12 protein-coding genes and 1 tRNA gene are annotated in these 13,284 nt (G+C 38.5%); 10 read left to right on the top strand and 3 right to left on the bottom strand.

Features of this window, described 5'->3' with window-relative positions:
• Positions 1 to 52: 52 nt before the first annotated feature.
• The 6 genes from Q8S11_RS06185 to Q8S11_RS06160 all read left to right on the top strand — a co-directional run bounded on the left by Q8S11_RS06185 (position 53) and on the right by Q8S11_RS06160 (position 5,004).
• A tRNA-Gln gene (locus Q8S11_RS06185) sits at positions 53 to 126 on the top strand.
• A 118-nt stretch (positions 127 to 244) separates the two neighbouring features.
• A complete protein-coding gene (locus Q8S11_RS06180; protein WP_305661209.1) occupies positions 245 to 1,189 on the top strand; it encodes a ribose-phosphate pyrophosphokinase in 945 nt (314 codons plus the stop codon).
• 166 nt (positions 1,190 to 1,355) lie between these two features.
• The gene (locus Q8S11_RS06175) at positions 1,356 to 1,931 is read left to right on the top strand and encodes a 50S ribosomal protein L25/general stress protein Ctc (RefSeq protein ID WP_305661208.1); all 576 of its coding nucleotides are present in this window, start codon (positions 1,356 to 1,358) and stop codon (positions 1,929 to 1,931) included.
• Between the two features lie 108 nt (positions 1,932 to 2,039).
• Positions 2,040 to 2,600, top strand: coding sequence for an aminoacyl-tRNA hydrolase (gene pth / locus Q8S11_RS06170; protein ID WP_305661207.1), 561 nt, complete (start codon positions 2,040 to 2,042; stop codon positions 2,598 to 2,600).
• A gap of 53 nt (positions 2,601 to 2,653) precedes the next feature.
• Complete coding sequence (locus tag Q8S11_RS06165) at positions 2,654 to 3,022, top strand: Spx/MgsR family RNA polymerase-binding regulatory protein (RefSeq protein ID WP_305661206.1); 369 nt, start codon at positions 2,654 to 2,656, stop codon at positions 3,020 to 3,022.
• A complete protein-coding gene (locus Q8S11_RS06160; RefSeq protein ID WP_305661205.1) occupies positions 3,019 to 5,004 on the top strand; it encodes a M1 family metallopeptidase in 1,986 nt (661 codons plus the stop codon). Before Q8S11_RS06165 ends, Q8S11_RS06160 begins: the two co-directional genes overlap by 4 nt.
• A gap of 321 nt (positions 5,005 to 5,325) precedes the next feature.
• Here the strand turns inward: Q8S11_RS06160 and Q8S11_RS06155 are convergent, their stop codons facing one another.
• From Q8S11_RS06155 to Q8S11_RS06145, 3 genes are all read right to left on the bottom strand, one after another.
• The gene (locus Q8S11_RS06155) at positions 5,326 to 5,607 is read right to left on the bottom strand and encodes a hypothetical protein (RefSeq protein WP_305661204.1); all 282 of its coding nucleotides are present in this window, start codon (positions 5,605 to 5,607) and stop codon (positions 5,326 to 5,328) included.
• Positions 5,608 to 5,757: 150 nt separating this feature from the next.
• Positions 5,758 to 8,205, bottom strand: coding sequence for a helix-turn-helix domain-containing protein (locus Q8S11_RS06150; protein WP_305661203.1), 2,448 nt, complete (start codon positions 8,203 to 8,205; stop codon positions 5,758 to 5,760).
• 154 nt (positions 8,206 to 8,359) lie between these two features.
• Complete coding sequence (locus Q8S11_RS06145; RefSeq protein ID WP_305661202.1) at positions 8,360 to 9,211, bottom strand: hypothetical protein; 852 nt, start codon at positions 9,209 to 9,211, stop codon at positions 8,360 to 8,362.
• A 198-nt stretch (positions 9,212 to 9,409) separates the two neighbouring features.
• Here Q8S11_RS06145 and Q8S11_RS06140 point away from each other — a divergent pair, with 198 nt between their 5' ends.
• The 4 genes from Q8S11_RS06140 to Q8S11_RS06125 form a co-directional block, all read left to right on the top strand.
• On the top strand, positions 9,410 to 10,036 hold the full coding sequence (locus Q8S11_RS06140) for a Uma2 family endonuclease (protein WP_305661201.1): 627 nt from the start codon (positions 9,410 to 9,412) through the stop codon (positions 10,034 to 10,036).
• A 56-nt stretch (positions 10,037 to 10,092) separates the two neighbouring features.
• Complete coding sequence (locus tag Q8S11_RS06135; RefSeq protein WP_305661200.1) at positions 10,093 to 10,734, top strand: ERCC4 domain-containing protein; 642 nt, start codon at positions 10,093 to 10,095, stop codon at positions 10,732 to 10,734.
• A 110-nt stretch (positions 10,735 to 10,844) separates the two neighbouring features.
• The gene (locus tag Q8S11_RS06130; protein ID WP_305661199.1) at positions 10,845 to 12,605 is read left to right on the top strand and encodes an SWIM zinc finger domain-containing protein; all 1,761 of its coding nucleotides are present in this window, start codon (positions 10,845 to 10,847) and stop codon (positions 12,603 to 12,605) included.
• Between the two features lie 45 nt (positions 12,606 to 12,650).
• A partial coding sequence (locus Q8S11_RS06125) for a Uma2 family endonuclease (protein WP_305661198.1) occupies positions 12,651 to 13,284 on the top strand: 634 nt, incomplete at its 3' end.

Below are 13,284 nucleotides of genomic sequence, written 5' to 3'. Positions count from 1 at the left end.
TCCCCCTATATTTGCACACCATTTCAAAAGGAGCTTCTTTTTGATTTTTGTTTGCCCGATAGTATAATGGTAGTACGACTGTTTTTGGTGCAGTTTGTCTAGGTTCGAATCCTGGTCGGGCAACCAATTAATTTCGAGTTTCGGAATTGCACATTTCAAGGATCGCCTGGCGATCCATATTGTTTTTAATTGCGTTTTTATTAGATTAAAACCGAATTTATAATTTCGAAATCCGAAACAAAAAATGCCCGTAACATTTAACACCATCAAATTATTTGCCGGCTCAGGTACTACCGATCTGGCAAAGAAAATAGCTATAAGCTATGGCAAAGAGCTGGGAGACATGACTTTGTCGAGATTTAGTGATGGTGAATTTCAACCGCATTATAATGAATCGGTTCGGGGATGCGACGTATTCCTGATCCAGTCAACTAATCAGCCTAATGATAATCTCGTTGAGCTTCTATTAATGATCGATGCTGCAAAAAGGGCTTCAGCTCATTACATTACAGTTGTTGTGCCTTATTTTGGTTTAGCCAGACAGGATCGAAAAGATAAACCAAGGGTAGCAATTGGTGCAAAACTTATTGCCAATTTGCTCACAGCCGCCGGAGCTCACCGGATCATGACAATGGATCTGCATGCTGCACAGATACAGGGTTTTTTCGATATTCCTGTAGATCATCTGGATGCATCAGTAATATTTGTTCCTCATATTAAAAGTTTGAATTTGCCTCATCTGACAATTGCATCGCCGGATATGGGAGGTTCTTACAGAGCAAGGACATTCGCTAAATACTTTAATGCAGAAGTGGTGATCTGTGATAAACAAAGAAAAAGAGCAAATGAAATCGAATCTATGTCTATCATCGGTGATGTTACCGGAAGGGATGTGGTTCTGATTGATGATATCTGTGATACAGCCAGAACATTGGCAAAGGCCTCAGAGCTTATAATGGAAAAAGGTGCCAGCAGTGTAAGAGCAGTTTGCACGCATCCGGTATTATCAGGAGATGCCTACCGGACCGTTGAGAATTCAGCGCTAACAGAACTGATTGTTACGGATACCATTGCATCAACTAAATCAAGCCCTAAAATAAGAGTGCTTTCAACAGCTGATCTGTTTAGTCGTGCAATTGCCAATGTCAATGAACACGCCTCGATTAGTGAGCTGTTTAAGATAGATTAAGGAGTAAGGAAAAAGGAACAAGGAACAAGGAATAAGGACAGACAACCAAGAGCCTGAAGTAGGAGGTATGAGGAATGAATCAGACTTCTGTCTTCAGACTTCAGACAAAATATTAGATTGTTAGGTTTTCTAACAGCTAAATACAAACAATAACAAATAAATAATTATGAAATCAATTGCTATTAGCGGTTCTCCAAGAGAGAACGTAGGGAAAAGAGACGCTAAAGAGCTGCGTTACGAAGGTAAAGTGCCTGCAGTTCTTTATGGTGGAAAAAATCAAATCCACTTTTCTGTGTCTGCATCTGATTTGAAAAGTCTGGTTTTTACACCGGAAGTTTCTTTCGTTGCATTGGATGTTGCAGGTGTGAAAACACAGGCTATCATTCAGGATGTACATTTTCATCCATTAACTGATTTGCCATTACATGTTGACTTTTTGGAATTAAATGAAAAGAAACCTGTAGTTATGCTGATCCCTGTAAAATTAACCGGAACCTCACCTGGTGTTAAAATCGGTGGTAAGTTAGTTCAGAAATTACGTAAACTTCGAGTAAAAGCATTGCCTAAGGATATGCCTCAGTATGTAGAAGTTAGTATTTCTCAATTAGAGGTTGGAAAATCTGTAGGTGTTGGTTCTTTGAAATTCGATAATTTCAAGATCACAAACAATCCTGAAGACACTATTGTATCTGTGACTATGTCACGTGCCCTTAAACAGGCAGAGACTGAAGCCAAGAAATAATCAGGCCTTCTCAAATAATAGAGATAAGCAGTGCCGGCAAATCCGGTACTGCTTTTTTTTTGTAAGCCTATACTTTTTTAAAAGCTTTCAAGCATATTTGTAGTCCACATGAGATATTTGATCATAGGTTTAGGGAATATTGGTCCGGAATATGCAGATACCAGGCATAATATTGGGTTTATGGTTGCTGATGAACTTGCTAAACAGTCGCATTCATCTTTTTTCAATATGCGGCTGGCGTATTATACCGAGTTTGCCTATAAAAGCCGTAAGATCTTTGTGATTAAACCAACTACCTATATGAATCTGAGTGGCAAGGCGGTTAATTACTGGATGCAGGAATTGCGTATCCCTGTCGAAAATATTTTGGTTGTTGTGGATGATCTTGCATTGCCATTCGGTACGATACGTTTGAAACCAAAAGGAAGTGCTGCCGGTCATAATGGTTTGAAAAGTATAGAGGGGGTTCTTGGTGGTTCAGATTATGCCAGGTTGCGATTTGGGATTGGTGACAATTACCCTAAGGGCAGGCAGGTTGATTATGTTTTGAGCGGTTTCGATCCTGATGAGCAGAAAGAATTGCCCGCTCTGATCGACCGGTCGGTAGAATTTATAAATAGTTTTGTTAGCGTAGGTGCAGAGTTGACTATGACCCGTTTAAACAAATAAATTGCTAGGCTGTTAATATTATCCAATCCAGAACAATTTTATAGCTTTTTTTAATGAAAATCTACGGTATACCTAATTGCAATACAGTAAAAAAGACCCTCGATTGGTTCAGGCTGCATGAAATTGATTTTGATTTCCATGATTTTAAAAAGCTTGGAGTGACTGAGCTTAAGCTGGAGGAATGGTCAAAGCATTTGGGCTGGGAAGCCTTGTTAAATAAGCGGGGAACCACCTGGAAAATACTTTCACCCGAAATTCAGAACAGTATAACATCCAAAAGTTCGGCTTTTAGACTGATGCAGGAAAAGGTCAGCGTGATTAAACGCCCGGTGATAGAAACAGGTTCTGGTTCTGTTCTGCTTGGATTTAGCGAGGAACACTTAGCTGACCTATTAATAAAAATTAAAAGAAAAATTAAATGAATAGATTGAAGTTTATAGTTGTAGTAATTGGCTTGTTATGCTTTGTAAATCAAGCATTTACACAGCAGGTTCAAGCAGGGGGTAATTATAGTTACCACGATGCTTTTGGCCCGATTTTCTACACAAAGAATGGTAATGAGTACAGGTCTGCCGGAGGGCAGCCCGGACCGAAGTACTGGCAAAACAGAGCAGATTATAAGTTGGCTGTCCGATTAAATGAGCAAAGCAATGAGATCAGCGGGACTGTAATATTAACCTACACGAATAATAGTCCTGATAAACTCCCCTTTATCTGGATGCAATTGGATCAGAACCTGTTTAAACAGGATTCGCGCGGACTTGCGATTATTCCTCCGGGAGGTAGCCGAAGTGGTGCCAGGGGTCAGAAATTTGATGGCGGCTATACTATTAAATCTGTAAAGATTCTTTCTGTTGAAAAGGGAAAAACAATTGAGAAGGATGTAGAACATTTTATAGAAGATACCAGAATGCAGGTTTATTTGCCAAACGAACTTTCCTCAGGAGGAGGCCAACTTCGGCTAAAAATCGAATATTCTTTTATCTCTCCTGATTATGGTTCAGACCGTATGGGTGTTTTGGATACTAAGAACGGAAAGATTTTCTCTGTGGCACAGTGGTATCCGCGAATGTGTGTATATGATGATGTTTCGGGCTGGAATACCATTCCCTACCTGGGGCCAAGCGAGTTTTATCTCGAATACGGTGATTACGATATCAGTATTACTGTTCCGGCAAATCACATAGTTGTTGCCTCGGGAGAATTGGTAAATCCTCAGGAGGTTTATACCCCTGAGCAACAGCAAAGATGGAAAGCTGCAGCACAGAGTGATAAGACGGTAATGATCAGATCAGCTGCTGAAGTTAGCAATCCTGATTCCCGCCCGAAAGGAAAGCAGGAGCTTACCTGGAATTTTAAATTAAAGAATTCGCGTGATGCGGCTTGGGCTTCATCTGCTGCCTTTATTATTGATGCCGCCCGGATGAATCTTCCAAGCGGTAAAAAATCAATGGCAATTTCTGCATATCCGGTTGAAAGTGATGGTAAGGATGCCTGGGGTCGTTCTACGGAATATACGAAGGCATCGAATGAATTCAATTCAAAGAAGTGGCTTGAATATCCTTATCCGGCGGCAACAAATGTTGCTTCAAATGCCGGGGGAATGGAGTATCCAGGCATTATGTTCTGTAGTTCAAAAGCTAAATCCGGAGACCTTTGGGGTGTTACTGACCATGAATTTGGCCATACCTGGTTCCCGATGATTGTAGGATCCAATGAGCGCTTGTATGCCTGGATGGATGAAGGTTTTACTACCTTCATTAATACTCTGACAGCAGTTGACTTTAATAATGGAGAATACAGGCCAGGTAAAACAGACATGCATGCTCTTGGAAAAGTATTGACTAATCCCGGTTTTGAACCGGTTATGAGCAGTCCGGATAATATGAAGGAAAACAGTATCGGTTTGCTGGCCTATTATAAACCAGCTATGGCGCTTGGCATTTTACGTGAACAAATATTAGGACCGGAACGTTTTGACAGAGCTTTTAAAACCTACATTGATCGTTGGGCATATAAGCACCCAACTCCTGATGATTTCTTTAGAACCATCGAAAATGTGGCGGGTGAAAATCTAAGCTGGTTCTGGAGGGCATGGTTCTTGAATAACTGGAAGCTGGACCAGGGAGTTGTGGATCTGAAATATGTAAATAATGATTTTAAACTTGGGGCTTTGATAACTATTGAAAATCTGGAAAAAATGGCAATGCCGGTGATTCTGGAGATCAAAACTAAAAGCGGGAAAGTGAACCGTTTAAAACTTCCGGTTGAAGTATGGGAACGTAATGCACGATTTACCTTTAATTATCCTTCAACGGAGGAAATTGTATCGATTGTCTCTGATCCGGATAAAGTTTTCCCTGATTCGAATCCGGCGAATAATGCCTGGCCTGCAACAAATTAAAAATATCAACTGCGATCCTGTACCCAATAATAAATGGCTGCCCGTACCTATATTTATTGTGAGCATCTATTTTTAATTGTGTTTATATGACCCGGAAAGGGTCAAATGTTTTTAGAATAACATAAGCATAGAAATCCCGACCCCGAAGATTCGCATTTAACAAAGCGACACATATCAACACAGAATCCTCGGGGTCGGTGAATGGTTTGTAAGGTCTTTCTATAAACATACGACCACCTTTGGGGTCGGTATGACTTCTGATAATACGCGATAAAATTTGCGGATATACGGTAGCCAAAAATAATTAGGGTAGGATATCTTTTAGAATATATTAATCACCCTTCTTGCTGTACGCTGAACTTTTCTTGACTTCTTCCGGCTATCCGGATCTTTTTTTACTGTTCTGTATACACGTCCGGCTTTACGCACGATTTTCTTTAATTTTTTCCTCTTAACCTTTGTACTTTTGGTATTTTCATCTCCCTTAAGCAGTAGTTGGATCAATTCCTTAGTGTTTTTTGAATTTGTTGTTTTAGCCTTTGCTTCAGGTATTACAACGCTGAAAAGCATAATAAAAATGATGGAGAACAGGAGCTTTTTCATGGTTTTGATTCTTTATCGAATTTTATTTACCCGGTCCCGGGTAATATTCCCGAATCCTTTAAATATAAGACGCAAAGCCAAAGTATATAGTTGCATCGGGAATAAGATTTTTTACTGGAGAATTAATATTGCTTTAAAGATCAGATTAACCTAAGTCAATTGTTCAGCTTTGGTAAAGGCAATATGACTTAATACAGCCTTTAGTTCACTATAAGAAACATCATCGCCGAGAGTAATTTTCGTATCCACAGTACTTGAATCAGGGTTTTGGACTAAATAAGCCATTATTTTTGCTACTTTAATTTTGGGAACTATTTCGAACACTGAGATCTCACCACTTTGAATGTAATGGGAAAGATGACCTTCTATTGTGCCAGTTGTAAAAGACCGTTCTTTGGCAATTTCACTGATCGTTTTGCCTTGTTTGAACAAATCGAAACTTACTTGTTTAGTATCTGTCTTTATTTTCTTCTCTTTTATTGGCAATTCATTTAACTCTTGTTCGATGCCATGTTCCTTGCAATAGGAGTTGATAATTTCCAATAAATCAGTTCCGTATTGCTTAACCCTTGTTTTTCCTAAACCTTTGATATTTTCTAATTCTGCAAGGCTGGAGGGAAGGAAGCGTAAAAGTTCCAGAATAGATTTTTGGGCCAGTACGAGGTATAAGGGGACTCCCCATTCTCTTGCCAGTTCATCTCTCCAGGTTCTTATTTCCTGATATAATTCAGGATGAAGCATGTTTTCTGATGAATAGGAATTGCTTTGTGCTGGACTCTTAATCGGCCTGTAGTCTATTTCAGCATTAGATTTAGTTTTGAGATAGTTAGTTGTGTTGAAGCCATTCGTACAAGCCTTCAAAAGGGCTGTTTTAATAGCAATTTCCTTGAAAAAATCATCTAAAATGCCTTTTATGCTGAGTCCAACCGTTTTATTATCAGTATCTGTATTTAGTTTCTTCAAGGGTTCGTAAAACACCGAATTTATTTTTTCATCAAAATAGCTGCAGGCTTTTTTTATCCTGTCCTGAAGCTCAGTATTATCTTCAGGAAGTACCTGCTCTAGAAAAATTTTTGTCAGTTGTTTTTTGAAATTATCAGAGACTTCATAGATCTCTTTTTCTGCAACAGTTCTCATTTGATTAAGAACTTCAGTCATAGTGGGATCCAGAATAGTGTGATGATCCTCACTTAGCTTCTTTAAATGGAAATAATGAGTTTTCAGAGTGTTAAAATTAAATAGCTCATAGATCAGGGATTGCTGAAATGCAATTCTTGAAGCAATCAATTGCTGCTCACCTGGTTCATTATCTTCAGCATTGCGGGTATATTCAGAAATCGTCCCATCGGTTTTAACACTATTGAAGGAAATGGGAGTGCGGAGTACCATGCCTTCAAAGCTTTTGCAACGGCTTAGGGCTACGTAGACTTGTCCGTGGGCAAATGCCATATTTGCATCAATTACTGCTTTTTCAAAGGTTAATCCCTGGCTTTTATGTATCGTAATTGCCCATGCAAGCTTGAGTGGGAATTGGGTGAAAGTCCCGATAATCTTTTCTCTCAGCTCCTTGGTTTGAGTATCCAACTCATACTTGATATTGGTCCATTCAAGTGGATTAACTACAATTTCCGACAGATCGCCCGGACATTTTACCAGGATCTGCTCATCAGATATCGAGGTTACTATGCCTATTTTACCATTGAAGAAAAGGCGTTCACGTGAGGGATCATTTTTTACAAACATGACCTGAGCGCCCTTTTTCAATTCAAGTTCGGCAACTGTGGGGTAAGAATATTCCGGGAAATCGTCCTGAATAACAGCATTGAATCTGTGAACAGGGCTGTGTAGCTCCTTCAATTTACCCTCATTAATCTCCTGTGCTGATTTATTATGGGTTGTCAGGGTAATGTACCCTTCCTCATCACCGGGATTGAAATCAGGGATATAACGCTGGTTTAATTTTTTTAAAACGTTTTCATCGATCTGATTCAGCCTTACACTGTTTAAAAGGTCAATAAAATGGGAGTCTACCTGTCTGTAAATATGTTTTAACTCGATACTGACCGGCTGTGTGGCTGTAAGGGCTTTACTGCTAAAAAAAAACAGGTTTGGATAATAGCTTTTCAGGATAGTCCAGTCTTCATCTTTAACCACCGGTGAAAGCTGGTGCAGATCTCCGATCATTAAGAGTTGCACTCCTCCAAATGGCTTTTTATGATCCTTAAATCGTCTCAAGACTTCATCGATATGGTCGAGCGTATCAGCACGCACCATACTAATCTCATCGATAACCAATAGGTCGAGGCTTTTGATCAGATTAATTTTTTCCTTACTGAATCGTTTGTGTTCAGGTTTTGAACTGTTCCCTGGAATATATGGGCCAAAAGGTAGCTGAAAAAAGGAATTAATGGTAACCCCACCGGCGTTGATTGCGGCAACACCAGTAGGCGCTACAACCGCCATACGTTTTAATGAGGTATTCTTTAGTTGATGAAGGAATGTAGTTTTACCGGTTCCTGCCTTTCCTGTAAGAAATATATTTTTGTCGGTATACTGTACAAAATTAAAAGCAAGGTCCAGTTGAGAATTCTGTTGCATTGAAGGAATTAAAACGTCTATGGGTTTCATGGCAAGGTAAAAATTTAAATCCTATAACAGAATTATTGCCCTGTACTATCTGGCTTAAGCATTTTAAAACATGCTGTAATACAACAGTCTCAGTATTAAATTCCTGAATTAATAATTTAAATGTCTAAACACTTGCAAACTCAAAGCCCGGAATTACAAAGTAATAAATTGACCACCATTCATACTCCAGAGTAAAATACAATTTGAACGGGCCTTCAAACTGAATACTATCATGATTTTCTGTGAAGGCAGTATAATGCATCTGCCCTTCTGCATAGGCCAATCCTATTTCTTCCCGAATCTCAAAATTAATATCTTCAATAGTATATTTACCATTCTTAAATTGTGGATAAGAATCAAAAACTTTGGTGAACCTGTTCATTACCTTATCTTTTTTCCAAACCCTTCTATCAGGTAATACCAATAGATCAGCAAGACTAAAGGAGAGCTGTTCCTGATCCTGACTGAACCAGGAAGTGATAAATTTCGCTGCTTTATGCTCAATATCCAGTTTATGATTGGGGTGGAATTCTTCATAAATAAAATGCATAATCATCCCGGGAAGCTGCACATTCATTACTTTCTCTTCAAATAATTCTTCGGTGATAAATTTATATTTAAGGCGGAGGTCATAATTTCCTAAAAAGTCGAGAGCGATCTGTTTCCCGTTTATTAAATCCATTAAATTATTTAATGCTAGTTCAATTGAAATGTCATCCAGTTTAGCTTCAGGTATAAAATCCGGCTTTCCAATCAGCTCAAATATCCTGACCTCTTCTGCTGCAGCCAGTCCAGCCTCAAAAGCAAGCATATTCTTAAGGAATATATTTTCGATTGAGGGGGGTGTGTTAGAGGAAATATGCGCCTCTACACCCAGCTCAGCTTTTAATTTTAATTGTAATAGTTCATTTTCCATCCGCTTATTTTCATCCGGATCAAAACTCAGGGGGGGATTATTAGAAGATATCTTTTTCATAGTTAAAGATTTATGTTTTAAAAATCACATGATTATAAAGCCTGAATGAAATTATATGATTTATTACACTGCTGGCTCGCACTGGTAGTAGTGATTGTGTAAACGGTAAATATTAGTGCAGGCGGTGTGTAACCGTTTACTAATTTCTTTAGGAATTGGGATTATTTATAATTAAATTTATAAGTAGAACAAATCCTTATGACTAAGTCTGAAACCTATATTAAACCTGATCCATCAACAAAAGTTTTGGCATTTGAGGATATTGACTTGTCTTTAACTTACAGCTATGCTCATTATTTAAATTGGCTTTTTGATGATCGTATCGAACTAATAAAAGGGAAGGTATTTAAGGTATATGGTCCTGCGCGGATACATCAGCAGGTTTCCATTCATATTTCTTCTATAATTTATAATTTTCTGTTGGGGAAACCCTGTAAAATATATACCGCTCCATTTGATGTGAGATTCTATAAGGCTAGTAAAGCGGATAAGGATATTTATACAGTTTTGCAGCCGGATATTTGTGTGATTTGTGATGGGACGAAACTTGATGACAAAGGATGTATTGGAGCACCTGATATTGTGGTTGAAATTTTATCGCCGGGTAATAATAAGATGGAATTGCTCTATAAATATGGTATTTATGAGGAGTTTGGGGTTAAAGAATACTGGGTTGTAAGTCCGGGAGACAAAACTTTGCTAAAGTATACCCTTGATGTGAAGGGGAAATACCAGCCGTCTAAACTCTTTACCTTAAGTGAAAAGGTGTATTCGGAGGTTCTTCCGGGATTTGAACTTGATCTGGATGCGGTTTTTGAGGATTGATTGTTAAGGAATTAACTGTGTAAAAATTATTTTTATAATCTGTGAATATCAAGTGTATGTTTATCGTTAAAATAGACAACAGGGAGTCTAACGAAATTTTGCTGGAGGTTTTAAGGAAAGACAAAGGTACAACCATACATTTCTCTAGCCTGCCTGCAGGTGACTACCAGGTAGGCGACTATCTGTTAGTAGAAAGAAAGACGATAACTGACTTATCTGCATCCATTAAGGATGGCCGTTTGTTTAATCAGGCAGGGAAATTGGCATCTGTGTCCATGCAAAGTATGATTATATTGGAAGGTACTGCCAGTATGGTACAATCTTTTGGGCTGACACGGGAAGCAATCCAGGGAGCCTTGGTTTCTCTTTCACTTATATTCAAAATACCATTACTCCGTTCCAGAAATCCTGAAGAAACTGCCAGGCTTATCTTGTATGCCGCCAGACAAGTTCAATCGTATGGGTGTAAACAATTATATCCCCGACCCTTTCCTTATTCCCGCAAACTAAAAGATAAATATAAAAGGCAGATCCATGTATTGCAGGGACTTCCGGGTGTAGGTACTGCCCGTGCAAGCTTGCTTTTGAATAAATTCGGAACGTTAAAAGCTATTTTTAATGCGCCTGTTAAAGAACTGGAACAAATACCGGGAATAGGTAAAAATACAGCTAAACAAATAAACCGGACCATTGAATAAATATTGCGTCACTTATTCCTTTGGGCTTTTTTGTTTTCAATAAAATCCGGTTCACTGAGTTCGCATTCATATCAGTCCATATTTTATATTTACCAGATCAATTTAAGAATATGCTGACTTTAAACAATTTTGATAATCAGATAACCGGTGCTGTTTTAAAAAGGGGTAAGCAGTATTATGAGGGCGGAAATGTCGTGGAAATAAGTGAGAGCAGTGAAGGATTCTGGAATGCAGAGGTTGAGGGTTCCGAATTTTATGATGTGGAGGTACAGCTGCATAAGACAGATGAAATAATTGAAAGTTCATGTGATTGCCCCTATGATGGAGCTATTTGTAAGCATGTTATCGCCGTTCTTTACATGATTCGTGAGGAGAAAATCATCAATATTGATGTTTCAGAAACGAAAGCTCAAAAGAAATTGAGTTTTCAAGATCTGCTGGAAAAGATAACTCTTAAAGAATATAAGGAATTTATCAGGGATTACGCTTCCCGGGATAAGGATTTTAAAATATCATTTGAACTCTCTTTTGCTGACAGGGATGAAACTATTGATCTGGGCAAAAAGTATTCAGATGCACTGAAGAGAGTTATACGAAAACATTCCAATAATGGTTACGTGGGATACCGGGACGGTTTTGCATTAACAAAGGATGTAGGCAATTTCCTGGTTAATGTGGAAGATTTGATCCATAAAAGAAATTTCAGGGATGCATTTGTTATTTCAATAACAATATTATATGAAATGAGAGATGTTTTAACCTATAGCGATGACTCCAATGGTAATATAGGAGATGTAATTTCAGAAACAGTATCTCTTATCAGTACAATTGCAGCTGATGCCCCCATGGATCTTAAAGAAGATGTTTTTAGTTATCTGCTTAAAACGTTAAATGACAAATCATACTATGAATACGGGGATTTCGGGTATGATCTGTTTGAAGTTTTTGAAGATCTAACTGTTGATCTTGGCCGGTCGAAGGATTTTTTTAATTATATCGATACCCAGATCCTGAATCTTACCGGAGAGTATGATGATTACCGGAAAAAATTCTTCATAACCAGGAAAATAGAATTCTTAAAAGCATCAGGCAAGGATGCGGAAGTTGAGGAACTAATCCGGCAAAACTTAGAAATTATTGAGGTAAGGCAGCGCGAGGTTAATAAATTTGTTGGCAGCAAAGATTATGTTAAAGCAAAGGCGCTGATTAAGGATGGGATTGGTATTGCTGAAAAAAAAGGACATCCGGGGACAACCGCACAATGGGAAAAAGAATTGCTTCGGATTGCATTTTTAGAAAATGATGTGAAGCTAATCCGCCATTACACGAAGTATTTTGCTTTTGACAGGGGCTTTAGCAAGAAATATTATGATCAGTGGAAAGCAACTTTTCCGGTAGTCGAGTGGAATGCGGTTTTAGGAAGCTATGTGGAGGGCACTATAAAGAAAATTGTCCAGGATAATGAGCGACATAAAGGAAAATATTGGTTTACTGCAAATCCTCCTGTATTGAGTGCTATTGCACCAATATATATTGAAGAAGGTTATTGGGACAGGCTTCTGGAGCTGGTTAAAAAGGAAACAGATCTGGATGTTTTGCTGCGATATCATTCATATCTTTTCACCCGATATCCCGAAGAACTACTTGCATTATATCTTCCTGCATTTGAAATTGATGGTGACAACGCCAATGCGAGAAATCAGTATCAAGACCTGGTAAGAAAGATGAAAATAGTGATAGGAGATATGCCTCATTTTAAAGCTGATGTTATTGCTGTGGCACAAAAATTAAAAACGAAATACCCGCGACGTTCAGCAATGGTTGAAGAATTGAACAGATTAACCGGCGACGGGCAGAAGAAATACCGTTAACTAAATTTTTTAGGAAATTGCAAGCGGGTTGATTAAATTTGAGATGTGAATAATTGTAATGAAGGCGGAGCATATCATGATTTAACTGAGGATAAAAAGATTTTCTTTTTAGAGGATATTGACTTGTCTTTAACCTACAGCTATGCAAACTATTTGACATGGCTTTTCGATGACAGGGTGGAGCTTATTAAGGGCAAAGTGTTTAAAATGAGCCCTGCGCCATCTCCTTTGCACCAGGAAATATCGGCGAACATTTCTTCCGCCATTCATAATTATCTCAAAGATAAGCCCTGTAAGATTTATTATGCACCTTTCGATGTCCGGTTCGCTAAGGAAAGTAAAGCTGATGAAGATATTTATACAGTTTTACAGCCAGACATTTGTGTCATTTGTGATCCCGCTAAGATAGATGGTCGAGGATGTGTGGGAGCACCGGATATTGTTATTGAAATTCTCTCGCCTGGGAATAACAGAATGGAGCTGCTTAATAAATACTGCATTTACGAAGAGTTCAGGGTTAAAGAATACTGGGTCGTAAGTCCGGGAGACAAAACTTTACTAAAGTATACCCTGGATGTGGAGGGGAAATACCAGCCGTCTAAACTCTTTACCTTAAGTGAAAAGGTGTATTCGGAGGTTCTTCCGGGATTTGAACTTGATCTGGATGCGGTTTTTGAGG

It is taken from the genome of Daejeonella sp. (assembly GCF_030695525.1).
Taxonomy (GTDB): Bacteria; Bacteroidota; Bacteroidia; order Sphingobacteriales; family Sphingobacteriaceae; genus Daejeonella.
The sequence above is the reverse complement of the archived record's forward strand: the minus strand, read 5'-3'. Positions and strand labels throughout refer to the sequence as shown.